This is a genomic window from Pseudoclavibacter helvolus (assembly GCF_014191305.1).
GTDB lineage: Bacteria > Actinomycetota > Actinomycetes > Actinomycetales > Microbacteriaceae > Pseudoclavibacter > Pseudoclavibacter helvolus.
In genome coordinates, this window is record NZ_JACHWJ010000006.1 from 16359 (window position 1) to 40652 (window position 24294).

The 24294-nt window shown below is 67.5% G+C and carries 20 protein-coding genes; 9 read left to right on the forward strand and 11 right to left on the reverse strand.

The window, feature by feature from the left end:
- Positions 1-2: 2 nt before the first annotated feature.
- From FHX72_RS16880 to FHX72_RS16890, 3 genes are read right to left on the reverse strand one after another with little or no spacing between them, the layout of a single operon-like run.
- Complete coding sequence (locus tag FHX72_RS16880; RefSeq protein WP_183626621.1) at positions 3-1781, reverse strand: polysaccharide deacetylase family protein; 1779 nt, start codon at positions 1779-1781, stop codon at positions 3-5.
- A complete protein-coding gene (locus tag FHX72_RS16885) occupies positions 1778-2755 on the reverse strand; it encodes an NAD-dependent epimerase/dehydratase family protein (protein ID WP_183626623.1) in 978 nt (325 codons plus the stop codon). Before FHX72_RS16885 ends, FHX72_RS16880 begins: the two co-directional genes overlap by 4 nt.
- 58 nt (positions 2756-2813) lie before the next feature.
- Positions 2814-4124 (reverse strand): nucleotide sugar dehydrogenase, encoded by a 1311-nt coding sequence (locus FHX72_RS16890; protein WP_221187028.1) that lies wholly within the window; start codon positions 4122-4124, stop codon positions 2814-2816.
- Positions 4125-4414: 290 nt separating this feature from the next.
- On the opposite strand from FHX72_RS16890, the gene FHX72_RS16895 reads away from it, so the two are divergent.
- Positions 4415-5677, forward strand: a complete 1263-nt coding sequence (locus tag FHX72_RS16895; protein ID WP_183626625.1) for a glycosyltransferase — start codon at positions 4415-4417, stop codon at positions 5675-5677.
- A gap of 35 nt (positions 5678-5712) precedes the next feature.
- Here the strand turns inward: FHX72_RS16895 and FHX72_RS16900 are convergent, their stop codons facing one another.
- From FHX72_RS16900 to FHX72_RS19845, 3 genes are all read right to left on the reverse strand, one after another.
- Positions 5713-9153, reverse strand: a complete 3441-nt coding sequence (locus tag FHX72_RS16900) for an efflux RND transporter permease subunit (RefSeq protein ID WP_221187029.1) — start codon at positions 9151-9153, stop codon at positions 5713-5715.
- Between the two features lie 122 nt (positions 9154-9275).
- Positions 9276-10724, reverse strand: a complete 1449-nt coding sequence (locus tag FHX72_RS16905; protein WP_183626629.1) for an RNA polymerase sigma factor — start codon at positions 10722-10724, stop codon at positions 9276-9278.
- Between the two features lie 95 nt (positions 10725-10819).
- A complete protein-coding gene (locus FHX72_RS19845) occupies positions 10820-11968 on the reverse strand; it encodes an ElyC/SanA/YdcF family protein (RefSeq protein ID WP_183626631.1) in 1149 nt (382 codons plus the stop codon).
- A 136-nt stretch (positions 11969-12104) separates the two neighbouring features.
- Between FHX72_RS19845 and FHX72_RS16915 the strand changes: the two genes are divergently transcribed.
- The 6 genes from FHX72_RS16915 (at position 12105) to FHX72_RS16940 (ending at position 18066) form a co-directional block, all read left to right on the forward strand.
- On the forward strand, positions 12105-13112 hold the full coding sequence (locus tag FHX72_RS16915; RefSeq protein WP_183626633.1) for a DUF4097 family beta strand repeat-containing protein: 1008 nt from the start codon (positions 12105-12107) through the stop codon (positions 13110-13112).
- Entirely contained in the window at positions 13109-14146 is a 1038-nt protein-coding gene (locus FHX72_RS19990) for a PadR family transcriptional regulator (protein WP_183626635.1), read from the forward strand. Before FHX72_RS16915 ends, FHX72_RS19990 begins: the two co-directional genes overlap by 4 nt.
- Positions 14147-14613: 467 nt before the next feature.
- Entirely contained in the window at positions 14614-15144 is a 531-nt protein-coding gene (locus FHX72_RS16925; RefSeq protein WP_068476450.1) for a fluoride efflux transporter FluC, read from the forward strand.
- Complete coding sequence (locus FHX72_RS16930) at positions 15144-15608, forward strand: CrcB family protein (RefSeq protein ID WP_183626637.1); 465 nt, start codon at positions 15144-15146, stop codon at positions 15606-15608. Before FHX72_RS16925 ends, FHX72_RS16930 begins: the two co-directional genes overlap by 1 nt.
- 149 nt (positions 15609-15757) lie before the next feature.
- A complete protein-coding gene (locus tag FHX72_RS16935) occupies positions 15758-16597 on the forward strand; it encodes an ABC transporter ATP-binding protein (RefSeq protein ID WP_244964361.1) in 840 nt (279 codons plus the stop codon).
- Positions 16594-18066, forward strand: coding sequence for an ABC transporter permease family protein (locus FHX72_RS16940; RefSeq protein WP_183626639.1), 1473 nt, complete (start codon positions 16594-16596; stop codon positions 18064-18066). Before FHX72_RS16935 ends, FHX72_RS16940 begins: the two co-directional genes overlap by 4 nt.
- A gap of 197 nt (positions 18067-18263) precedes the next feature.
- Here the strand turns inward: FHX72_RS16940 and FHX72_RS16945 are convergent, their stop codons facing one another.
- The gene (locus tag FHX72_RS16945) at positions 18264-19412 is read right to left on the reverse strand and encodes a flavin-containing monooxygenase (protein ID WP_068495115.1); all 1149 of its coding nucleotides are present in this window, start codon (positions 19410-19412) and stop codon (positions 18264-18266) included.
- Positions 19413-19635: 223 nt separating this feature from the next.
- Here FHX72_RS16945 and FHX72_RS16950 point away from each other — a divergent pair, with 223 nt between their 5' ends.
- Positions 19636-19881, forward strand: coding sequence for a DUF3073 domain-containing protein (locus FHX72_RS16950; protein ID WP_068476443.1), 246 nt, complete (start codon positions 19636-19638; stop codon positions 19879-19881).
- Between the two features lie 73 nt (positions 19882-19954).
- A complete protein-coding gene (locus FHX72_RS16955; RefSeq protein ID WP_183626641.1) occupies positions 19955-20332 on the forward strand; it encodes an SdpI family protein in 378 nt (125 codons plus the stop codon).
- A gap of 96 nt (positions 20333-20428) precedes the next feature.
- Here the strand turns inward: FHX72_RS16955 and FHX72_RS16960 are convergent, their stop codons facing one another.
- From FHX72_RS16960 to FHX72_RS16975, 4 genes are all read right to left on the reverse strand, one after another.
- Positions 20429-20662 (reverse strand): YbdD/YjiX family protein, encoded by a 234-nt coding sequence (locus tag FHX72_RS16960; protein WP_235812568.1) that lies wholly within the window; start codon positions 20660-20662, stop codon positions 20429-20431.
- Between the two features lies 1 nt (position 20663).
- Entirely contained in the window at positions 20664-22928 is a 2265-nt protein-coding gene (locus tag FHX72_RS16965) for a carbon starvation CstA family protein (protein WP_183626643.1), read from the reverse strand.
- A 117-nt stretch (positions 22929-23045) separates the two neighbouring features.
- Positions 23046-23537, reverse strand: coding sequence for an FBP domain-containing protein (locus FHX72_RS16970; RefSeq protein WP_068476438.1), 492 nt, complete (start codon positions 23535-23537; stop codon positions 23046-23048).
- Between the two features lie 25 nt (positions 23538-23562).
- Positions 23563-24243: an alpha/beta fold hydrolase gene (locus tag FHX72_RS16975; RefSeq protein WP_183626645.1), complete on the reverse strand. Its 681-nt coding sequence runs from the start codon at positions 24241-24243 to the stop codon at positions 23563-23565.
- Between the last annotated feature and the right edge of the window lie 51 nt (positions 24244-24294).

The following is a 24294-nucleotide window of genomic DNA, read 5'->3' on the forward strand; positions in this document are numbered from 1 at the left end:
GGTTACGGAACCTTGCATTTGGGAGCGTTGCCGTTCTTGATGAAGCCGTTGTCCCAGAAGTAGTACTTCTCCCACGGGTCGTACGAGTAAGTGCCCGTCGGGTCGAGGTAGTAGCCCCAGTTGCCGTACCGGTCATACGCGTCGTGGAAGGTCCACTTCGCGTTGCACTTGAGGTTCGCGGGTGGCGGGGTTGGCTTCGGCGTCGAAGTCGGCTTCGGCGTCTTGGTGGGCTTCGGTGTCTTGGTCGGCGCCGCAGTCGGCGTCGGCGTCGGCGTCCCAGTCGCAGTCGGCGTCGGCGTCGGCGTCGCAGTCGCAGTCGCAGTCGGCGTCGGCGTCGCAGTCGCAGTCGGCGTCGGCGTCGCAGTCGCAGTCGCAGTCGGCGTCGGCGTCGGCGTCGGCGTCGGCTCTCCCGGCTTCACGACAACCATCGAGGACGAGTTGAGCGTGAGCGACCCGTTCGAGAAGACGGTGAGTCCGAACGAGAGGGCCGTCGCGTCAGCGGGGAGCGCAGGTGTGGTCCACGTGGCTTCGCTCGAAGCTGCGCTTGGGTCGAACCAGGGGCTCGATTCCCAGTAGCGCCAGGCCCCGCGGGCGTCGCGCACGTACACCGCGAACTGCGTGTCGACCGTCGAGGTATGCGTCGCACTGAGCACGTACTGCGCCCCCGGTTCGGCCGCGGGCGCGCACTCGCCGAGGTCGAGCTTCTGCATGAGCGACGACGAGCCGCTCTCGTAGTTGCTGACGTCGACGACCATCTTCATCCCGCTGTCGACTCGCGTGAACTTGGCGGTGTGGGTGCCCCACGAGTTCGTGTCCCAGCAGGTTGGCGCGGATGCACCCGTCGGCCATTCTTCGAGTCCCGGGTTCACGACACGGTTTCCGTCGGTCGCGGTCTGGCCAGGTGCCCAGTCGCCGTCCCTGATGGGTTTCGCTGCGCCGCCGATGACCGAGTCGACGGTTCGCACGTCGATGGCTCCCGCCTGGACCTCGGACTCGAGGTAGTCGGCAAAGGCCTCCAGCGTCTCAGTGGTGACGCCGATGGTCGAACACCCTGCGGTCTCGCAGACTCGGTGGAACGTGATGGGCATCCATCCGCTGCCGGCGTCCTGCGCCTGGGTGACCAGACCCTTCAGATCCTCGAGCGTCCATCCCTCGCTGACCTGCGCCGGCGCGCGGAGCGCAAACGGGTCGAGCGGCGGGATGCTCTCGGTCGGTGGGCAGTCGGTGCAGCCGTCGGGCGACTGCAGGTCGCCGAGGAGTCGTGCGCTATTGAAACCACACTCCTCGACCGCTTCCCTCGCCGACTCGCTGAACCCCGCGTACGGGTAGGCGAGGCTCGTGGTGACGAAGCCAAGGTCGGCGAGGTTTGCACGGTCGGTGCAGGCCTGCCTGATCGCCTCATCCGTGCTGACACTCGAGAGGTCGACGTGGCCGGTTGTGTGGGAGCCGATCTCGTGGCCGGCGTTCTGCAGACGCGTGAGGTCACTTGTGGCGAGGTAGCCCTCCATGTTGAGGGCGCCGCTCTGCACGTAGAAGGTGCCATCGAGGCCGTGCCGGTCGAGAATCTCGGCGCCGAGGAGCTGGTCGATGTTGCCGTCGTCAAACGTGAGCGTGACGACGGGAACCCCCGACTCGACGGCCTCGGCGGGTGCCGCCGGCCGGATGACAGCTGCCCCTGCCCCTGTGGCAAGCGCTAGCGAGACGACCATGGCCAGAGGGGCGTCAAATCGCTTCAGGGCTGCGGACGCCGAGCTCGTCTCGCTTGGCTGCTGCCCACTCATGCGCTCTTGGCGGTTTCGAGCCGGCCCCGCTCCCCCTGGACGACGGCGTCGATAATCCCCTCGAGAGGAAGACGTGGCTCGTAGCCGATGAGCTCCGCTGCCAGCGCGTTGTTCGGGACGCGGCGCTGCATGTCCTCGTACCCCTCACCGTATGCCTCCGCGTACGGCACAAGCACGATGTCGCTCGAGCTACCGGTACGGTCGCGCACGATCGTCGCGAGCTCCAAGATGGAGACCTCACGCGCGCCACCGAGGTTCACGGCCCGCGCGAACGCACGCTCCTCCTCGACGAGCGAGATCATCGCGGGTGCGACTTCCCCGACGTACCCGAAGCATCGGCTCTGCGATCCGTCGCCGTACACGGTGAGCGGCTCGCCGGTCAGGGCTTGGCGGACGAGGTTGGGCACGACCATCCCGTATCTGCCCGTCTGACGTGGGCCGACAGTGTTGAAGGGCCGCGCGATCGCGACGCGCAGGCCGTGCTCCCTCGCGTAGGCGTGCGCAAACGACTCGTCGAGCCCCTTCGCTGCGGCGTAGGTCCAGCGCGCGGTCAGCGGGGAGCCGAGGATGCGGTCTGCACCCTCATCGAGGGCATCCGCCGTGTTCTTGCCGTACACCTCGCTCGTCGAGGCGAGCATCACGGCAGCGTCGTGGCGCAGCGCCGCTTCAAGCACGTTCTCGGTGCCGTGGAGGTTGGTGCGGAGGCTCTTGAGCGGCTCGTTGAGGATCGTATGCACGCCGACCGCGGCCGCGAGGTGGAAGACCCTGTCCACCTTCGAGACCAAATCGTCGACGAGTGGCGCGTCGAGCACGCTCCCCTCGACGAAACGGACTGAGGCGATGGCACCGTCGAGGTTGTCGAGGCGGCCTGTGGAAAGATCGTCGAGCACAACGACCTCGTCGCCGCGAGCGACAAGCTCGTCGGTGAGGTGGCTGCCGATGAATCCGGCGCCTCCGGTGATCAGAGTTCTCATAGTGGTGCGGTGTCCTTCTCTTCTGCTGACTGGATGAAGTTGTGGGTCGGTTGAGCGACTAGATGAGGCTCAGACCGGCGCGGGGTTCGAGGGTGTAGGTGGCGTCGAGGACTCGCGGGCGGCCCTGGAGCCACTCAAGTTCCGTGTCGTCGTGCTTCGTGTGCAGGACCACAAGGTCGGCGTCGACCTGCTGGCTCGCCTCGCTTGCTACCAGGAGTTCGCCATCGGAGAGGCGAATGGACGGCACCTTCGAGTCGACGAACGAAACCCGCATTCCCTGCTTGCGGAGGATCTCGATGACCTCGATGGCCGTCGATTCGCGCACGTCGGCCACGTTCGGCTTGTAGGCGACGCCGAAGACGACCACGCTGGCGCCGAACGGCGCGATACCGTCGGCCGCGAGCATCGAGTTGACTCTCGCCGCGACGCGTGCGGGCCTGTGCGCGAGTCCGGTCATTGCCTGCTCGAGGATGGGCGAGGAGACTCGGTCGGCCCGCAGCTGCCAGAGAAGGTAGTGCGGGTCGCACGGAATGCAGTGGCCGCCAACGCCCGGTCCCGGACGGAACGGCATGAAGCCGTACGGCTTCGTCGCCGCCGCGTCGATGACGTCGGTGACGGGAACGCCCAGCTCTCTGCAGACACTCGCGAACTCGTTGATGAAGGCGATGTTCACCGCACGGAACGTGTTCTCGAGGAGCTTCGACGCTTCCGCGATCTCCAGGGTGTCAACAACGTGAGTCGCGTTGACGTAGCGCCCGAGCATGGCCGCAGCTTCCGCCGCACACTCAGGCGTCGAACCACCAACCACACGGGGGACGTCCTCATGGCCGAACGCCTCATCCGCCGGATTGATGCGCTCGGGGCTGAAGGCGACGTGGACGTCGATGCCCGGCTGGAGCCCGCGAGCGATGAGCGGCTCGACGAGGAGGTCCTTGGTGCATCCCACGTAGGAAGTCGATGTGAGCATGAGCAGCTGTCCAAGCGTCACGGCGTCGATCACCGCCGCACACGCGCCCTTGAGCGCCCGGAGGTCGGGAACCGCGTGTGCATCAATCGGCGTCGGCACGCAGACGATGACAGCCCGCGCGCGGGCGAGGAGGGAAACGTCATGAGAGAGCGTCCAGCCGTCGTCTGTGGCGTTCGCCGCCCCGAGCCGCAGGCGGTCGCCCTCCACAAGGTCCACCTGACCCGAACGGATGGCAGCAAGCCTTCCCTCGCTGATGTCGATCCCCAGGACCTTCGACCCTGCGGCGCAGAACGCAAGAGCGGTCGGCAGACCGACGTAGCCGAGCCCGACGATCGCAATATCGAAGTCTCGAACCGGTGTTTCAGACCTTGGTTTCCTCAGTAGTGATTGTACCCGCGACAATTGACGCCCCCCAGCGACGAAGTAAACAGAGAATGACCACGCGAACGCTCCTCGGAGCGCGTCAAGATCTGAGGTTGAGGCTACCTCGCGACCCGAGCACCACAGGGCTCCAATATTGACACGTCCTGCTCTCAGCCTGCCAATTCAACTAATTCCGGCCCGATAGGCCAAGAAGATCGGCCAAAACGGGAAGATCTCCATGACAACGCAAGCACCACGTGGTGGACTACCCGCCTTCAGCAAAGTGAGTGAAGCATCGCGACCCGATGGCACCTTGCTAAGCTCAAGTCGTGCCGAACGAAGTGCTCCTCCTGACGGCGCTGATCCTCTTCCTGTTTGTCGGAGCCAACGCCACCTTCTGGACAGTGACGTCAGCGATCCGGGCCGTGCGGGAGCGCCGGTTCCGCCTGAGCGACCTCGACCACACGGGCACGGGCGCGCTCCTCTTCCCCCGCGATGTCGCCATCCTCATTGCGGCACACAACGAAGCGAGCGGCATCCAGCGCACTGTGCGCTCCGCGGGAAGTCACGTGCCCCTCGCGAATGTGTTTGTCGCCTCGGACGGGTCGAAGGATGCGACGTCCGCAATCGCACGGGCCGAGGGCGCCAACGTCGTGGACATCTCGCCGAACCGAGGGAAGGCGGGAGCGCTGGAGTTCGCCATCGACTGGTTCAGGCTCGCGGACCGCTTCGAAGTCCTCATGCTGCTCGACGCCGACACGGTGCTCGCGCCGGATTATCTGGACTTCGCGCTCCCGCTCTTCGCGGACGACGGCGTCGTCGCCGTGGCTGGCACAGCACGCACCGCACTGTTCCCCGGCCCGACGTCGCGTCTCGGCGAGCTCCTCATCACCCACCGCGACCGCATGTACGTCGTCATGCAGTACCTGCTGAAGTTCGGCCAGGCGGCCAGCTTCGCGAACGCGGTCATGATCGTGCCAGGGTTCGCGTCGCTCTACCGCACCCGCATCCTCAAGCACGTCGACATCTCAGCTCCGGGACTCGTGATCGAGGACTACAACATGACGTTCGAGGTACATGCGAAACGGCTCGGACGCATTGCCTTTGACCCCCGAATCGCAACGGCCTACACGCAGGACCCCGACACGCTACGCAGCTACGTCGCGCAAGTGCGGCGCTGGAACCTCGGCTTCTGGCAGACGCTGCGGAGGCATTCGGGGATGCAGGCTCGCTTCGGCACGCTGGCGGCGTTCTCCGTCATCGAGATCACGCTGAGCTCACTGTTCATCGCGCTCACGCCAGTGCTCGTGCTGGTGTCCTTCGTCGTCGGGCTTCCCGAAGTGGTGGCTGCAGATTCCTTCGAAGACCTGGCAGCCCGCTTCCCGGCGTTTCTGCTGCTGATCGCGTTCTTCGTCGCCGATCTCGCGCTGACGGTCGTGGCCCTCTGCATCTCACGGCGCCGTGCTTTCGTGAAGTGGTCAGCCCTCCTACCTCTGTTGCGTTGGCTTGACGCCGTGCTCTGCCTGCAGGCTGCGCTGCTGAGCTTCAAGCGTGGCAGCGACGGCCGCTGGCGCAGCCCTGTTCGACGGTAGACGGCGGCAGTCGGCAATCACCTAGCGGACGAGCGTCACTCGACGTGCGCGGCGGCCAGCTCCTCGTCGATGCGAGCCTCGCGCTTCGCACGCCGACGCTCAAGGGGCCCTTCGACCACCGAGTAGAGCGCAGGTAGGACGAGCAGCGTCAGGACCGTGGAGGACAGCAGCCCCCCGATGACAACAAGCGCAAGCGGTTGCGAGATGAATCCGCCGTGGCCGGTGATGCCGAGTGCCATCGGGGTGAGGGCAAGCATCGTGGCGAGCGCCGTCATGACGATGGGGCGGACTCGTCGTGCACCGCCGGCAACCAGCGCTTCGCGCACGGCGAGCCCCCGCGCCCTGAACTGGTTGACGAGGTCGATGAGCACGATGGCGTTCGTGACGACGACGCCGATGAGCATGAGCACGCCGATGAGGGAGGCGACTCCCAGCGGCACGCCGCTCACGAGCTGCAGCAGGATCGCCCCCGTGGCCGCGAAGGGCACGGACACAAGCAGGAGCAGCGGCTGGAGGAGGCTCTTGAAGGTGGCCACCATGACGATGTAGACGATGAGGATCGCCGCCAGGAGCGCGAGCCCGAGCTGTTGGAAGGCAGCCGCCTGGTCTGAGCTGACACCACCGAGCACCGCGGTAGCGCCCTCCGGCAGGGTCAGCGTCTCGAGCTGCTCGGTGATGAGGGCGTTGGCCGAGCTGAGGTTGTCGTCGGTGGGAACGACCGTGACGGACGCGAGCGGTACGCCTCGCTCTGACGAGATCGAGACTGGTCCGTCGACGATCTCAACCGTGGCGAGCGTGGTGAGGGGAACCGGGCCGAGGGCAGTCGGGATGTTCGTGGCGCGGAGCGCGTCGATGTTCGCGGGTGGTTCTGAACCGAGCAGGACAACCTGCACGCTCGAGCCGTCGACCGTGAGGGAGCCGACCGGGGTCGGCTGCAGCTGCTGCGCGACGATGGCTCCGATAGCGGTCTGGCTGAGCCCGTACTGTGCGGCCGTGGCCTGATCGATGTCCATCTCCACGAACGGGCGCGTCTCGTCGAGGTCGCTTGTGACTTCGCCGAGCTGTTCGACGCCGGCCAGCACTGCAACGACCTGGTCACTGGCCTCGCGGAGGGTCTCGGAGTCTGGCGCGGTGAGGTCGACGCTGATGGCGCTCGAGAAGCCCGCACTTCCCCCGCCTCCGACGGAGATCTCGCCGGTCTCCTCTGGGAGGGCGTCGAGATCGTCGCGGAGCTCCGCCTGGATGGCGTCGGAGTCAGCGTCGGTCGACGTGGTCACGGAGAAGCTCGCGCGGGATGCGCCGCCGCCCGTGAACAGGGACGCTGCGCCGCCTCCGCCGATCGTGAGCTGCACGGTCTCGACACCTTCCTTGGCGCGGATGATGTCCTCGACCTGCGAGGCCGCCTCGCCGGAAGCCGCGAGCGTCAGGTTCGGCTCGAGCGCCTGCGTGACCGTGAAGCTGTTGCTGCCCGTGTTGCCGAGGAAGTTGGTCTTCATGAGTGGCGCAAGGGCACCCGTCAGGATGAGGATGAGCAACGCAGCCCCGAGGGTGATGAAGGGGCGGCGCAGGGTCCATCCGAGCACAGGCTCGTAGCCGCGCTGCAGCCAGCTCGATTCTTCGTCAGCCCCTGCCAGCTCGGAGTCTGGCCCGTTCTCGGCGCGACCGGCGACAGCGGCCTCCTGCTCCGCCTGGCGGCGGAGCGCGCGGCGCGGATGGAGCTCCTCATCGTCGCTGCGCAGCCCGAGGGGGGCGAAGCGACCGGCGTCGCGCTGGGCGCGTTCGCGGCGCGGGCGCACCCTGACGGGCTCGACGGGGACGTCACTGCTTCCTGTCGCTGTCGCGGATTCTTGCACGACAACGCCGCCCGTTGCGGGGGCTGTTTCCTGTGCGAGCACCTGCTCGCGGTCCTGTGCTGGTTCGGCGGGTTCGGCGGATTCGGTCGGCTCACTGTTGCCTGACCACGTCTCGGCGGTGCCGACGCGGGCCTTGCGCTTCAAGTGCCTACCGCCGAGCATCCAGTAGGCGAGCACCGGCACGATCGTGAGCGAGACGAGCAACGATGCGAGGAGCGCGATGACGCTCGTCAGGGCAAACGGCCTGAAGAGCTCGCCAGAGATGTCGCCGACAAACGCGATGGGCAGGTAGACGGCGACGGTCGCGATGGTTGCGCTCGTGACAGCTGTCGCCACCTCTCGGACGGCTTCAGTGATGACGCGAACGCGCTCGGCGCCGCGCAGGCTCGCCCCAGGGTGCATCGACATGTGCCGCTTGATGTTCTCGATGACAACGATGGAGTCGTCGACAACTCGTCCGATCGCGATTGTGAGGGCACCGAGCGTGAGGATGTTGAGCGAGTACTCGGCGGCCTGCAGGCCGATGAACGTCACCAGCAGCGATGTCGGGATGGAGATCGCCGTGACGAGCGTCGCCCTGAAGGACAGCAGGAAGACGAAGATCACGATGACGGCGAAGACCAGCCCGAGCAGGCCCTCAACAACCAGCGTGTCGATGGACTGCTGGATGAACGGGGCCTGGTCGAAGACGATCTGAAGGGTCGCTCCCCCGCCGATGGACGCTTGGAGTGCTGGGAGTGCATCCCGAACGGCCTGCGAGACCTCAACGGTGTTTGCGTTCGCGAGCTTGGTGACGGACACGGTGAGCGCGTCCTCGCCGTTGACCCGGGAAATAGAGGTCGCGGGCTCCGGCCCGAGCTGCACCGTGGCGACGTCACCGAGGGTCGTCGTGGGCGGAGTCGCGCCGCTCAGCGGGAGCGCGGCGATGGCGTCGACGTTGTCGAGGAGCGTGCCGGCCTGCACGGTGAGGGCGTCGTCGCCCTCCGTGATCTGGCCGATCGGGATGAGCGTGCCAGCCGCGTCGAGCGTGTCTCTGATGCTCTGGATGCTGGCACCAGCGCCCGCGAGCGCTGCCTGGTCTGGCGTGATCTCGATGCGGGAGACGGGAGCTCCGCTGACTGCCGCTTCGCGCACGCCATCGAGTTCCGTGAGGCCAGGCACTGTGGAGCTCTCAAGGCTCGCAGCGAGTTCCTCGGCGTTCGTGCCGCCTGTTGCCGCGATCTGGATGACCGGGAAGTCGTCGATCGAACCGCTAAACACGGTCGTCTCGGTACCTTCGGGCAGCTGGCTCTCGATGCGGTTGAGGGCCTGCTGGATGCGCTGCTCCGCGTAGACCGTGTCGGTCCCGTACTCGAACTCGACCGTCACTGAGGAGAGGTTCGCGCTCGAAGTGACCTGCGTCGAGGACAGGCCTTGCAACCCCTGCAGCGAGGTCTCGACGAGGCGGGACACGTCCTCGTCCACGATCTCGGGCGATGCCCCCGGGTAGGTGGTGACAACCGACACGATGGGCAGAGAGACCGACGGGATCAGCTCCTGCTTGAGCGAAGTCATCGACAGGCCACCGAAGAGGAGCACGCAGAGCGTCACAAGGGCGATCAGCGCGCGGTTTCTCAAGCTCATCTCAGCGAGTTTGTGCACGCCGTCAGTCTTGCACGCACCTCCGACAGCGGCCGGAACCCCGCTGAGCGCTCCCCGAATCCGTGATCTGGGCAGCGCTCAGTGGGAGGCCTGCGAGCGACGAGCTAAAACGGAACCCCGTCGACAACTTCCGCCGTGTAGAAGGCAGAATCCTTGACGTGCCCAGCGGGGAGCCCGTTCGACGCCATCGTGTAGACAGTCTGCATGCCGACCAGGGCACCCGTCGTCTGATCGATCAGAACCTGCTCACGGATGGGAAAGACGGTGTCATCGACGCTAAGCGCAGTGGCCGCGACTCCGTTCACCTCCACCGGTGCATCCACGAGGGTGAGACTCGGAATCAGCAGCATCGCTTCGTAGAGCGAGGCCCGAACGTCGGCTGGCGTGGCCCCATCTCTGAGCTGCGTCTGCAGCGCTCTGAGGCACTCCGCGTCGTACTGAGGCGAGGACGCGTCGAGATCGGCGACGTAGTAGTCGAAGAGCGCCTGCGGGTCACGGGGCAACGCCGCATACGCCGCTTGGGTTCCGGCCACCTTGCCGATCATCACTTCGGAATTCTTGAACCGCCAGACCATAGTCGCGGGGTCAACTTCCGTCGGCTGCTCCTGCAGCCAACGGGCGGCGGCGGCTTCTGACTCAGGGCCGAGGGTCTCCGAAACCGACTCCAGCCCGTTCACCGCAATCGATTCCTGGTTGTCATCCCAGGCAACGTAAAGCTGCACCGTCCGCCCAATCATCCAAGCCACTGGACTCACCTCGGGGTTCACGTCGGTGGTCCCCTCCCACGCGGAGGTCCCGATCTCCGTCTCCAGCAGCAGGTACTGGCCTTCAGCGAGTACGGGGTCTTCCACCTGCCTCGCCTTGTTTGCGGCATCCCTCAGCACCGATTCCGCCGTCCTGGCCTCGCCAGTGGCCGAACCGCTTGCCGGCGACTCTGACGCGACAACGGGTGCCTGGCCGATCTGGTCGCCCCCGTTCACCGTCGTGAGGTTACTCAGCACCAGCGCGCCAGACACTACCGCGACTCCGCTGAGACCAACGAGACCCCAACCGAGTCCGCGGCGCAATTTCGCTCGGTCAGCCGTGGGGCGGGCAGAACCAGACTTCGCACCCCGCGCCCGCGCCGCCCGCTCGAGCAGCGCATCCCGACCGCCTTTCGAGAGGGAAGCCACCGCCCAACCCAAGCGCCGCATGCGGGCACCCGCGTCGACCCTGGCCTCCGCGTCTGCAGTGAAGTCACGGTTCTCGGTCAGCGCAGCGGCGTCGGACGCCGTGAAGCTGCGCCACTCCCGCGCCTCGAGGCGCCAGTGTTTCTTCAGGAGCGTCGTAGCGATGCCAAGCAGCCACGACTTCACCTCACCCCTTGCCGTGTCGAAGCGGCTGCGCTGCTCGAAGGCGACGAGGAAGGTCTCCGACATGACGTCGTCGGCGACCTCCGCGTTGGTTCTTCGAGCCGCGTAACGGTGCACGAGCCGGTAGTGCCGGTCGTACAACTCGGCGAAGGCAGCGGGTTCGGCCCGCGACCGTTCGATGATCTGGTTGTCAGTGCTCACAACAGGTATTGCAGGATCTGGCGAAAAGAGTTCACGGAATATGTTCTCCGACATTCACGCTGATCCACCACCGCGCACGCGGTCCGACCATGACGTCAGCCCAGTGAAACCCAACTCAAGGAGACCCAGAGCCCGAGGGCTGGCAGCGGAAACGCGAACAGCAACCCCGCGACGAGGTTGAGCAGCCAGTACCGGCGCAGGATCGCGGCGAACTCCCGCAGGATCGCGCTCGGCCAGTAGTAGCGGGCGACAGGCGCCTGCACGGCCTGCGCGTCGATACCCAGCTCGCGCGCCAACATGGCCGCTCGCATCGCGTGGTAGTTGCTTGTGGCGATGATGCCGGGCCCGGTGATGCCTTCCCGCTCGAGGATCGCCTGCGTGAACCGCAGGTTCTCCTCCGTGTTCACGGACTCCTCTTCGCTCAGGATGCGCGGTTCTGCCGCCGCAACCGACAGTCGGGCGGATTCCCCACCGTCGAGAGCGTTGGCGGGGTCGAGAGCCCACTCACGCATCGCGCGCCCTTCGGCCAGCGCTTCGTCGCTTCCCTGCCCTCCCGACATGACAACGACCGAGGCCCCGGCCCGTTGCGCCGCGGCCAACCCCGCGCGGATGCGCGACGCCAGCAGGGGCGGGACGCGCCTGCCGCCAGAGAGGCCTGAGCCGAGCACGATCACCCACGTCCCGACAGTGCCCCGGACGAGCCGCGCGTAGAGCCACGAGTAGCCGAGGAACACGACGAAGGCGGCCCCGAGGTAGGCGGCACCAAGCGCCAAGAAGAGAGCCACGGCGAGGAAGGCGTCGCTCTGGACGAGCATCGCGACAAATGGGAGCGCGGCGAGGGCAGTCAGGAGAAGTCCCACGACCAGCGAAAGCAGGTTGCCAAGCGAACGGCCCTCGCGCCGCAGCATCCGGGCGCCATTGACGTAGAGCATAACGATGAGCACGAGCAGCAGGAGCGGCGACAGCAGGAGCGGCAGCCAGGTGAGCGCGCCGACCAGCCCCGCGACTCGACCGTCGAAGCTCGAGATCGCCCCGACCGCGACGACGAAGGCCGCCACGATCCACACGCCGTTGCTCAGCCGGCGCGGCTCCGTCCGCGTGCGGTGCACGGCGACCCAGGAGAGTCCAGCCCCGAAGATGAGAGCGACGAGCGTCGACACCCATGTGAAGTCCTGCGTGATGATGTCGCACTCCCGCGGTGGTGCATCCGCCAGCGGCTGCCGGACGGCCCCAGTATGTCGCACCCGCGCGTTCGAGTCTCCGACAGATCCCGCCAGTCGCGATATAGCGCGAATACTCAGACTCGCGATATAACTTGACTCGCAGTTGCTCGGCTCCGCGCCGGGCGCGAATCATGAACACCCCTTCCGAGGAGCAGCAGTGGCTATTGAACAGTGGATCGTGGACGGGCCCCGCGTCATCGACGTGCAGACCGTCCGCAGCGTTCGCGCGAGACTCGCAGGCGGCGCCATCAGCGTGCTCGCCCACAACGAACCGAGCACCCGCATCGAGGTGTCAGGGCTCACAGGGCGTGACCTGAAGATCGCCATCGACGGCGACCAGCTCCTCATCGACCACCCCCAGCTCTCCTGGACCGACGTCCAGACGTCCGCGAAGACCATCTGGAACCAGCCAACCGCGGTCATCAGCGTGCTGGTCCCAGCAGGCGTGGACGTCGACGTGCTCGGCGTCAGCTCAGAGGTGCTCGTCGCGGGCATCAACGGGCGCATCGACATCAACACGGTCGGCGGCGAGCAGTTCCTCGACGCCACCCGCGGCGAGCTGCACCTCAACTCGATCGGCGGTGAGATCAGCGTGCGCGGGCACGCCGGCAAGGCCGTCGTCAAGACCGCATCGGGCGACGTCACGGCAACCGGCCCGCTTGTGAGCTTCGACGGCAGCACGGTGTCGGGAGTCACGATCGTCGACGTCACCTCCGGCTCACCGAGCCTCATCGCCAACAAGTCCGTCAGCGGGGCCACCACGGTGCGGCTCCCCGGCGACACGAACCCGAGCTACCAGGTCTCCACCGTCGGCTCGTCCGTGCAGCTCGACGGGCTCCACCTCGAACCGCTTCGCGGCACCACCTACCGCTCGGAACCCAGGGAAGGCGAAGTCACCGACGTGCGCATCAGCACCGTCACCGGTCGGGTGTCCGTCATGTTGTCCGCGCGAACGCCACGCGCCGGAGAGGCCCCGGCCGACTTCGACGACCGCATCGACTCGCGACTCGTGACCTGCCCAGTCCCCGACGTGGACACAGCCACCGCCGAGAGCGGGCCCAACCACAGCACTTCAGGTGCGGACTCGGAGCCCGGCGGCAGCATCGAGGTCGACGCCAGCAGCGAGACCGAATCCGACACCACAAAGCCGGGAGGCACCGAGTGACCCCGCCAGTCTTCGCCCACGGACACCTGCGCCTGTACCTGCTGAGCCTCCTCGAGGACCAGCCGCGCCACGGCTACGAGCTCATCCAGGCACTTTCAGAGCGTTTCGACGGCACCTACTCGCCAAGCGCGGGCACCATCTACCCGCGCCTCGCGAAGCTCGAGGAAGAAGGCCTCGTCACCAAGCACAACGACGGCCGCAAGAGCGTCTACCGCATCACCGAAGCCGGCAGGCGCGAGCTCGACTCACGACGAGAAGAGCTCGCATCCATCGAGCAGGACGTCGACTCGTCGGTCCGCCGCCTCGCCGCCGACGTTCGGCACGGCCTCACCAGCGCGCGCGAAGAGTTGCGAGCCGAGTTCGCGAGGCTCGCCCAGGAGCTCGGCCCGGATGCACGAGCCGGGTTCGAGAAGGCCGCGAGCGCAGGGGCCGCGGGAGCCGCATCCGCGCGTGGCTTCTTCGCCGGAGCCGCGAAGGGCTGGAACGAACCTCGCGAGGCCCCCATCTCCACGCCAGGCGAGACGCCGCCAGGGTTCACCCCGCCAGGCTTCGGCGGCGGAGCGACGGCCTCGGGTGAGCCGCGACCCCAGGACCCACCTCAGGCGCCAACCCCGCCGCAGACCCCAGGGACGCCTCAACCCCCCGAAGCTCCAGCCGGTTCGGGCCCCGAGCACCGCACCCACGGCAGGTACGACTCCTGGGCATCGGCCAGCAGCTCACACGTCTGGGAAAGCAGCAAGAACGAACAAGGGGCATCGGAAGGCGGCGCGGCCAGCGCTGGCGGCGGTCCCTCCGGCGGCGCCAGCAATCCGCAGCGTGAGGCCGGCCGCGCGCAACTGGAAGCGATGTCGCAGGCCGACCTCGTGCTCAACAAGTTCAGACACGAGCTCCGCCAGGAGCTCCGCGCCGCCCAGAGTGAGCAGCGCCTCTCACCCGGCATCGTGACCTTCCTCGACCAAGAGCTCGAGCGAGTCCGCGAGCGCATCACACACGCCCTCGGCTCCCGCGATACGAACAACACGCCAGGGGCCTAGCCAGCAGCCGGGCCGAGCGAGGCCGGTTGCGGCCGGGCGAGCGATCTGTAGGGCACGAAGGGCCGTTTCCCACCTCGGGGAGCGGCCCTTCGTCGCGCCCGGCGCGCTCGCATACCAGCCCACCGCAGCCAAGTCCACGCTGCCCAAGCCCAGCCCACCGCAGCCAACTTCCGTGATAACTCGGCTGTTTGCGTCGGCCTCCCGGCAGACAATCGCTGTTCGTCACTGAAGTTGGCCAGCACGCGGAGCCAGGACGCCGCTAGACCCCCCAGTCCACTCACCGCTCCCTGTCCAACTTCAGTGCAAACTCGGGTCGATGAGCGCCTTCTTGGGGCAAAAAGACGCTGAATCGCACTGAATTTGGTCAGCGCGCGGCGCGCGCGGCGCCTGTCAGCACCACCCACGGGCGCCGCCCACCGGAGGCCGCTGCGCTAGCGCAGCACTCGGCACGGGAGTACCGTTGCGGCGTGCCAACGCCAGCCCGTCTCCTCCTTGTCGTGTTCCTCGGCGGAGCCGCGGGCACTCTCGCCCGCCTCTGGCTCGGCTCCTTCATGGCGACCGCCACGATGGCTCAGGGCTCGGCCAGCTTGGCTGAGCTCTCGGCGGGGAGCGTGCACGTGCTCGACTCCGACATCGTGACGGCCCTCATCGCGAACCTCGCGGGATCCCTCGCGCTTGGCATCATCGCCGGCGCGCATTGGCCTCCTCAGCTGGCCGCGTGGCGCGCCGCGCTCGGCCCGGGGTTCTGCGGGGGCTTCACGACGTTCTCGCTCATCGCCCTGGCGCTCGCGTTGGTCTTCTCGACGTCCGCCTGGGCGATCATCGCGTTTGCCGTCGGCACGATCGGCGGCATCGCGGCTGTCTTCCTCGGGCGCACCATCGGCCGGCGCATCTCACCTCCTCCGACGACTGCCGCTCCCGCGGAAGGCCCAGTTACTCCCGGACCGGGGACCGCCCCCGGCCGGGACCCGTACGCGCCGAACGAGGGGATGCGCTGATGAACATCCTCATGATCCTGGCCGTCGCGGTCGCGGGTGGCGTCGGCGCATGCATCCGCTACGTCGCCGTCGAGGGCTGGCCGCGGATGCGTGAACCGGAGCCTGCCGTCGCCGAGAATGACCCAGCCGCGACTCTCGTGGCAGCCCCATCGCGTCGCCTCGCCCCTGAGTGGCGCCTCATGATCGTCAACGTGCTCGCGTCGCTCGTAGCCGGGTTCGCTGCGGGGTTGCTGCCCCTGCCGACGGTCGCCTCGATGATCGTCATCTCGGGCTTCTGCGGGGGAATGAGCTCGTGGAGCTCCGTGATGCTCGACGCCGCGAACGCCCTGAGCGCGCGCAAAGTCGGCAAGACCGCGATCATTGTGGCCGTCCAGATGCTCTGGGGTGTGCTCGCGGCACTGATCGGCGTGACGGTCGGCCAGCTGCTTGGCGAGAGCCTGGGTCTCGGCCTACTCGCCTGGTAGCGGCTCGGAGCTTGGGCCTCCGCGCTTGCTCGTCGCGCTTGCTCGTCATCCTCGCGGATGACGCGCGGCGCGCAATGCCCTCCCAGAGGAGGGGCGGATGCGCCCTCAGGCGGTCGAGGCGCGCACCCCCTTGGCGGCACCTTGGAAGCATGACTCCGCAACCAGGCTTCCAGACATCAGCAGTGCACCCACAGGTCCAGCACCCGCAGCTGCCCCGGACGGCGCAGCTGGGTGCGGGCATGCTCACTCCTCAGCCGCAATTCGTGACCGGGCTGACCCCCGCCGGGTTGCCGGAGGCCGGCACGGTGCTCGCGGCGCACTCGCTCACCAAGACCTACGGTGCGACGACGGCGCTCGCCGGCGTCGGTATCGCGGTCCGGGCTGGCGAGGCACTTGCGATCATGGGTGCCTCCGGTTCGGGCAAGACGACGCTCCTGCACAGCCTGGCCGGGATCATCGCACCAGATTCGGGGCGCATCGAACTCTACGGAGACGGCGGCGGCCGCGAGGTGACTGGCATGTCGGAGGCCAAGCGCACAGATCTGCGCCGCACCGAGTTCGGCTTCGTTTTCCAGGAGGGGATGCTCCTGCCGGAGCTCACCGCGCTCGAGAACGTCGCCATCGCGGCCATGCTGTGCGGCGTCGACCGGAAGCGCGCCGAGCAGGCGGCAGCGCAATGGCTCGCCGCAATGGGGCTTGGCGGCATGGAGGCTCGTCGCATCGGCGAGCTGTCTGGTGGTCAGGCCCAGCGTGTTGCGATCGCCCGCGCCCAGGTCACTGGTGCTCGAATCGTGTTCGCCGATGAGCCGACGGGCGCCTTGGACTCGGCCACGAGCGCCGATGTCATGACGGCGTTGCTCGCCGCGACAGCGCGCGCCGGACGCAGCCTCGTTGTCGTCACTCACGACCCAGACGTCGCGGCCCGCTGCGACCGCACGGTCCGGATGCGCGACGGCCGCATCCTCGACGACACGGCGGCCCGCGCATGACCGCCAGGCACGAGGCCGGCTTCCTCGCCCCAGGTACCGACTCCATCCCGTCCGACGCCGCGACGCGTGCGACGGCCGAAACCTCGACTGCAGCCCCGAGCCCAGCACCTCGCGGAACCGGTCGCATTCCGTTCCTCACGATCCTGCGCATGCTCACCCGCCCCGACACCGTCGGCATCGCAGCCGTCGCGCTCCCGGCGGTTGCATTCGCCGTCGTGACCGCCCTCACCCTGGTTGTCGTCGGTGGCACAATCATGCTCTTCAACCCGCCTCCGGGCATGCAGTCGCACGGATTCTTCGCCGTCTTCGCGCTCGCGCTTCTCGCGGTCCCACTGCTCACCCTCGGCGTCGCGGCCGCGCGCCTCTCCGCCAGGCGCCGCGACGAACGGCTTGCGACGCTAAGACTCCTCGGCGCATCCACGACCATCGTGACGGTGCTCGCCGTGGCCGAGGCGACCCTCATCGCCATCGTCGGCATCGTCGCGGGGGCGGTCCTGTACGCGGGGCTGCTCCCCCTAGTCGGGCTGCTGCCGTTCTACGGCGGACCGGTCGGGGCCGCATCCATGTGGGTAGGTTTCCCGATCCTGGCGGCAACGGCCGCGAGCATCGCCGCACTCGCCGCAGCGAGCTCGTTCGCAGGGCTCGCCGCTGTTCGTGTCACGCCGCTCGGTGTGCGGAAACGCGACAAGGCGCCGCGCGTGAAGTGGTTCGCGCTCGCCGGCGGGGCCGTGGCACTGCTCGTCGCTCTTGGCCTCATCAGCATCGCCCAGGGGCTCGTGACAGCCCTCGGGATCGTTGGCATCGTCCTGGCCCTGTTCGTGCCGTTCGCGGTTGGGATGCTCGCGATCAACCTCACGGGTGGGCCGCTCGTCGGACTCATCGGCAGGCAGATGGCGAAGCGCGCGAAGACGCCAGCACGCCTCATCGCAGGACGCCGTCTCGCCGAGGCCCCCGGCGTTGCATGGCGCAGCGTGTCCGGCATCGCGATGATCGCGTTTGTCGCCGTCATCGGCGGCAGCGGGCTCGCGCTGCTCGACATGGTCGGCGGCACAGAGGGAGTCTCGGCGGAGGACCTCACCGTGATGACGGACCTCCGCACCGGCGTCTTCCTAACGCTGTTCATCGCGTTCCTCATGCTGGCGTGCACTGTCGGGGTCTCGCAGGCATCGGCGATCCTCGACGAGCGCAAGCTGCTCATCTCCCTCGACCGCGCGGGCATGCCTCGCAGGGTCTTCGAGAAGGCACAGCGCTCTCAGGTCTGGGCGCCGCTCTTGCTCGCCGCGCTCGGCGGTGCTGGAGCCGCGGTGGCGCTCGTACTGCCCATCGTGGGCGCCTCGCTGATCGTCGCGCCGCTGGCGATGCTGACGATGGCGCTCTGCTTTGCGCTCGGATTCGGCGCCGTCTGGCTCGCACTTCTCAGCACACGCCCCGTTGTCAGGTCGGTGCTCGCATCCCCGCACCGCGGCTAGGGGCGCATCCGCCTCCGCGCGCGGGTTCTGCGACCCCTTGAACGACACCGCCGCCCGCGCGGAAAAGTCAGTGGGATGCGGGCTCCCGCCGCCCAGAGGGTGCATCTGGCTCACTCATACGCAGGGGCGCTAGCCCGGCAGAGAGCAGAGGCAGAGGCAGAGGCAGAGGCAGAGAGCGGGGATGAGGGCCGGGATGCCTACTTGACGTCGGCGGGAGTCTCGCCGAGGCGGTCGAAGACGCCCTCGGCGAGGCGCTCGGCATCGAGGCGTGCCGCTATCGGGTTGCGTCGGTTCGTGCCGTACCCGAGCAGCGCGACGCGATTGTCGCGGCGGCTCCACCCGTCACGCAGGCGAGCCATGCCGCCCTGCTCGCGCAACTGCAGCGGCGCGAGGTGACGCATCGTCGGGCGGCTTCCCGTTGCCCAGATGATGGCGTCTGCCACGAAACGGTCGCCGTTCGCCAGCGTGACGCCATCAGGTTGGATGCTCACGAGCGGTCCACGAGACACGAGCAGCCCCCGCCGGATCGCGGCGAGCGTGCCGCGCGAGAGTGGGATCCCGCGGACGCTGACCTCACTCGGGAGGCGCTCGCCGCGCTCGACGAAACGCACGAACTCGGCCTCGTGGCGCGCATCCATCTCACGCTGTCGCGAATCGGTGCGCGACGGGAGCGTCAGGCGCGGAAGCTCATGGAAGTCAGGCTCGCGGCGCGTCGACCACGCGGTGGTGGCCGCGATCGGCTCGAGCTCACGCAGGATCGTCACAGCCGAACGCCCACCACCGACGACAAGCACACGCTTGCCCGCGAACTCCGCCAGCGACTCGAGGTGTGCAGACGGCAGCTGCTCGCCCGCGAAGTCCAGCGCGCCCGGATACCAGGGCACAAACGGGGACGACCAGTCCCCCGTCGCGTTGATGACGTAGCGCGTCGTGATCGTGCGGGGAGGACGGTCGCCTACCTGGATGTGCACCGTCAGCAGCGGGGACCTGCGCATCGCCTCGACGCGCAGCACCCGCACAGGGCGTGCGACGTAGAGGTCGTAGGCATCCTCGTAGCGACGCATGAGCGGCGGCATGATGTCGCGGACGATCGCTTCCGGGTCCTGATCGCTGAGCCGGATGCCGAGCTCGGAAAGCCCCGGAGGCCCCGCTAGGAGCGGCGTGTGTCCTACCGTCTGGAAGTCCCAGCCGCGCCCCCAGGACCCGCCGGGCTGTGGTTCGGCGTCGAAGACGACGAAGTCTCTCAGCGGGCGCAGGCCCATCTCGGCGAGCGTCGCCGCGACCGTCACGCCGGGCACACCCGCGCCGATGACCACGAGGTCGATATCGGTTTTCACGGCGAGCACGTCCGGCTTCCTGTCGAGGCGCTGGGGCGCACCTGTGCGGTCACTCGGGCGGTCGACGAGCTTCCGTCCGGTAGGGGTCAGTCTAGAGACGCGCGGTGACGTGGCCGGGTCGGCGCACCGAAGATTAGCTCGGCCGCCGTGGTAATGTGAGCGTCAGATTTTCGTTAACGACTTGCGACCGGGTGGCCATTCCTGCCCGGCCCGATTTATAAGGGGGTTACGCATGGGGCGTGGCCGTCAAAAGGCGAAGCACACCAAGGTCGCCCGTGAGCTCAAGTACTCCGTACATGAGACGAACTATGACGCGCTGGCACGTGAACTCTCCGGTGGCTCTTCGAGCTATCCGGCGACTCCTCCAGCCGCTGAAGAACCAGCCGACGACATCCTCTCGAAGTGGTCCGAGTACCTCGACGATGATGACGCCGACGAAGACGACGACACGAGCGGCTACGCGCAGAAGCGTGCGTAGGCGTTCGCGCACCGCTCCCCCGAGCGTTGCCGACACCATCGCCGCTCCTCTCTGAGCCGAACCCATCACTCCTGTGATCGAACTCCAGCCGCCGAGTTTCCCCGCTGCCATTGCTGTGGCGGTGATCCTCTTCGTCGGCAACCTCGTGAGCATGCTCACGGTGCGTTGGGGAGCGGATGGTCGCCTCGACCGTTGGGGCTACGCGGGCCTGCGAACTGCCGCGACTCGCGCGTCCGACGAAGCCTGGCGTACTGGCCACGAGGCGGCGCTCCGCGCCGCGAACACGGGGGCCGGAGCCGGAATCGTCTTCGCTGTCGTGTCCGTGCTCTCTGCGGGGACCGTCGCGCCGTACCTGGTGTCGCTCGCACTCGCCGTCATCGCGACGCTCACGGGCGTGATCTCGAGTCTCGTGATCGCACACCGCGCCGCGAAGGGCGTCGCGGGCGGCTAAGACCTCGCTGCTCGAGCCACCCGGCGCACTGCGCACGGAGCTAGGCCGCGCGCGGCGTAACGGGCTTCCGGGCTGCACGCCGTCGATCGCCGCCGTTCAGCAGCAGCGCCCCTGCGGGTTCCTGTCCTGCTCGTCGGTGCGCTCGCGCCAGAAGGCTCGCTCGCCCATCGGCTCGACCCCCGGATGCGCGCGGCGCTGATGCGCGACGTACACCTCGTACGCGTTGTCACCCATCATCGACCTCACGTACCACCGGACGGCCCGCGCGGCGCGCCCGACTGCGCCCGCCGCCGAGCGCATCCCGGACCCGATCTCCGAACTCGCCGTCATGTCAGTGCCTCACGATCTTCGGGAGCTTGTCGGAGGGGACTGCGTCCCACTCGCGCTGCAGCTCCCGTTCGGGCTTGGTGGGGAGGAAGCCGGCCGGCGCGTAGAGGCGCGACGGCGTGGCCGGGTCCTCCGTGCTCTGCCCGAGGTCGCCACGCACTGCCTTGAACGTGCGAATGAGGGCGGCGAGAATCACGATGATCGACAGCGTCACGAACAGGATCGACAGAGACCCCTGCACGGTCGTGTTGCGCACGACCGCTTCCATGGCCTCGACCGTCTTCGCGTTGCCGAAGCTCGTCTCGCCCGCCGCGAGCGCCTCCCGGAAGGCCGCGTTCTGCGCCCAGTAGCCGACGGCCGGCACCGGCGAGAAGATCTTGAACGCTGATGCCGTGATCGTGACCACCGCGACGAAGGCGAGCGGCAAGGCCACGATCCACATCCACTTGAAGAGTCCCTTCTTCGTGACGATCGTGAGGCAGACGGCGAGGGCGATGGCGGCGAGCAACTGATTGGCGATGCCGAACAGCGGGAACAGCGTATTGATGCCACCCAAGGGGTCGGTGACGCCCATGATGAGGATCGCGCCCCAGCCTGCGACCATGACGGCCGTGGCGATCCAGGCGCCGAGCCGCCAGTCTGGATCCCGGAACTTCGGCACGAAATTGCCGATCGCATCCTGCAGCATGAAGCGCGCGACGCGGGTTCCGGCATCCACTGCCGTGAGGATGAAGAGCGCCTCGAACATGATCGCGAAGTGGTACCAGAAGCTCATCATGCCGACGCCGCCGATGAACTGCTGCATAATCTGCGCGAGCCCGACCGCAAGGGTCGGTGCGCCGCCGGTGCGGGACACGATGGTCTCCTCGCCGACGTTCGTGGCCATCGTCGACAGCGCATCCGGGGTCAGGTTCACCCCGGTCAGGCCCAGGGAGTTGACGAAGGCGACCGCGCCCTCGATGGTGCCTCCCGTCGCGGCGGCCGAGGAGTTCATGGCGAAGTAGATGCCGCGGTCGATCGAGAGGGCCGCGACAAGCGCCATGATCGCGACAAACGACTCCATGAGCATGCCGCCGTACCCGATGAAGCGGGTCTGCTTCTCCTTCTCCACGAGCTTCGGAGTGGTTCCGGATGCGATGAGCGCGTGGAACCCGGACAGGGCGCCGCAGGCGATCGTCACGAAGAGGAACGGGAAGAGGGAGCCGGAGAACACGGGCCCGTCGACGCGGCTCGAGAACTCGCTGAACGCCGGAACCTCGATCTCGGGGCGCACGATGACGATCGCACCGGCGAGCATGACGATGACGCCGATCTTCATGAACGTGGACAGGTAGTCGCGCGGTGCGAGCAGCAGCCAGACGGGGAGGATTGCAGCGACGAAGCCGTAGATGATGATGCCCCACGCGATGCTCGTGCGGTCAAGCGTGAAGATCTGCGTGCCCCACTCGGTGTCAGCGATCCAACCGCCCGCAACGATCGCGAACATGAGGAGCACAAACCCGATGATGGAGATCTCGGTGATCTTGCCCGGACGCAGGTAGCGCAGGTAGAGGCCCATGAAGAGCGCGATCGGGATCGTCATCGACACGCTGAAAACACCCCACGGGCTCTCGCCGAGGGCATTGACGACAACCAGCGCGAGGATCGCGACGATAATGATCATGATGACGAGCGTGGCGATCTGCGCGGCGACACCGCCGATGACGCCGAGCTCGTCGCGGGCCATCTGCCCGAGCGAGCGACCGCCGCGGCGCGTGGAGAAGAACAGGACGAGGTAGTCCTGCACGGCTCCCGCGAGGACAACGCCGACGATGATCCAGACGGTGCCTGGCAGGTAGCCCATCTGTGCGGCCAGCACTGGCCCGACGAGTGGGCCAGCGCCCGCGATGGCGGCGAAGTGGTGCCCGTAGAGCACGCGGCGGTCGGTCGGAACGAAGTCCTTGCCATTCGCTTTGTACTCGGCGGGTGTTGCTCGGCGGTCGTCCGGCCTCGTGAGCTTGCGTTCGATGAGCTTCGAGTAGAAGCGGTAGGCGATAACGTACGTGCAGACGGCAGCGAACACGAACCAGATGGCGTTGACCGTCTCGCCGCGGACGATCGCGAGCATCGTCCAAGCGAGCCCACCGAGCAGGCCTATGCCGACCCACATCGCGACCTTCGCTGGGGTCCACCTCGGCTTGTCAGCATTCGGGTCGAGGTCCTCGACCGCTACGGGTGGGAGTTCAGGTTCGCGGAGTGCGGCTCCGCTGTTCTTCGCGTCGTGGCTCACAGGTCGCTCCTCGTTGAGTGGCTTTCGTCACCCCACGATGGCGCACACCACCGACACTCGCCACCCCCGGAAGGAGGTATTCATCGGATCGAGACCCAGATGCAGGAATTCGGTCGGCTAGGCCCCGTCGCGAAGGTTGCGCGCGAAGCTCGCCGCACGGACCCGCAAGTTCTCCTTGCGCTGCTCGCGCGCCGCATCCCGGTCGTAACCGATGTACGCGGACGTGGGTAGGCGGCGCACGTTGGCCGAGCACTCGAACGCTGCGCACACCAGCGTGCCGACCGTGTCGCCGCGGCGCCCAGCATCCCCCGTGCGCTTCGCGCTGTAGAAGACGACGTCGTTCGGCAGCGTGACGTCCTCACACCACGAGCACATGGCCCGCCGCGTGGGGAGCTTGCGCGCCCGCTCGAACACGATCGCGACGAGCTCGTCATCGACCGGGATGACCGCGTAGGCGCGACGACCCAGCTTCGGGTCAGTCCACCCCAGGTAGTCGCGCCGCTCCCAGTCGACCTCGTGGAACCCCGGCGGCAAGGTCACGTCGCTGACCTCCTTGCGCGAGGCGTTCACAAACGCGTCCCGGATCTGGGCCTCGGTGAGCTGCTGCATCCCTCGAGCGTACCCAGCCGAATGGTCAGAGTCCGTCAGCGAACTCCGCAAGCGCCTTCGCGAGAGGATCCGGCGCGCCGATGGCCACGTAATGCCCGCCAGGGATGACCACGGCCTCGACCCCTGTCCGATCGCGCGCATGCTGCTGCGCGAACTCGAGCGGGAAGAACAGGTCATCCTGAGCCGCGATGAAACCGGTCCGCGTCTCACGACCGACGCCCGGCCACGGCGCGTCCATCCACGACCCCGTCTCCTCGCGAGCGTGCGCCTTCGCGTCGACCACCAGGTCGTCAGGTACGAGGTTGTAGAACACCTGCTCGTCCGAGGAATCGACGCCGAGCGCGCTGTGGCCCGTCGCATCCCACCACTCCTGCATCGTCTCGCCCGGCTGCGGGATCATGCCGGCAACGTAGACGAGCCCGTCGGCGTCGAGGCGCTCTGCGACGAGAGCCGCCGTGAAGCCGCCAAGCGAATGGCCGACGATCACGAGCTTCTCACTCTGACCGTCACCGTCCGAGCTGTCGCCCCTCGCTTCGTCGAGCTGCGACGAGACCGACTCGGCGTAGTCGACCAGGGACAAGCCTTGCTCCTCGATCGGCAGGTCCACCGCGATCGCGCGGTGCCCGGCCTCCTCGAGCTTCGGCGCCACCAGGTTCCAATCCCAGCCCGACGAGCCGCCACCGTGGATGAGCACAAACGTAGCCATGAGGTTCCCTGTCTTCGCGTCAGTTGTTCGTGGGCGGAAGCACGTGGATCC

What these genes read in the sequence shown, in the direction of transcription:
- FHX72_RS16940 (WP_183626639.1), top strand. Translation starts at nt 16,594, where the DNA reads ATGACCGCCAGGCACGAGGCCGGCTTCCTCGCCCCAGGTACCGACTCC.
- FHX72_RS16935 (WP_244964361.1), top strand. Translation starts at nt 15,758, where the DNA reads ATGACTCCGCAACCAGGCTTCCAGACATCAGCAGTGCACCCACAGGTC.
- FHX72_RS16960 (WP_235812568.1), bottom strand. Translation starts at nt 20,662, where the DNA reads ATGACGGCGAGTTCGGAGATCGGGTCCGGGATGCGCTCGGCGGCGGGC.
- FHX72_RS16930 (WP_183626637.1), top strand. Translation starts at nt 15,144, where the DNA reads ATGAACATCCTCATGATCCTGGCCGTCGCGGTCGCGGGTGGCGTCGGC.
- FHX72_RS16900 (WP_221187029.1), bottom strand. Translation starts at nt 9,153, where the DNA reads ATGAGCTTGAGAAACCGCGCGCTGATCGCCCTTGTGACGCTCTGCGTG.
- FHX72_RS16950 (WP_068476443.1), top strand. Translation starts at nt 19,636, where the DNA reads ATGGGGCGTGGCCGTCAAAAGGCGAAGCACACCAAGGTCGCCCGTGAG.
- FHX72_RS16880 (WP_183626621.1), bottom strand. Translation starts at nt 1,781, where the DNA reads ATGAGTGGGCAGCAGCCAAGCGAGACGAGCTCGGCGTCCGCAGCCCTG.
- FHX72_RS16885 (WP_183626623.1), bottom strand. Translation starts at nt 2,755, where the DNA reads ATGAGAACTCTGATCACCGGAGGCGCCGGATTCATCGGCAGCCACCTC.
- FHX72_RS16970 (WP_068476438.1), bottom strand. Translation starts at nt 23,537, where the DNA reads ATGCAGCAGCTCACCGAGGCCCAGATCCGGGACGCGTTTGTGAACGCC.
- FHX72_RS16975 (WP_183626645.1), bottom strand. Translation starts at nt 24,243, where the DNA reads ATGGCTACGTTTGTGCTCATCCACGGTGGCGGCTCGTCGGGCTGGGAT.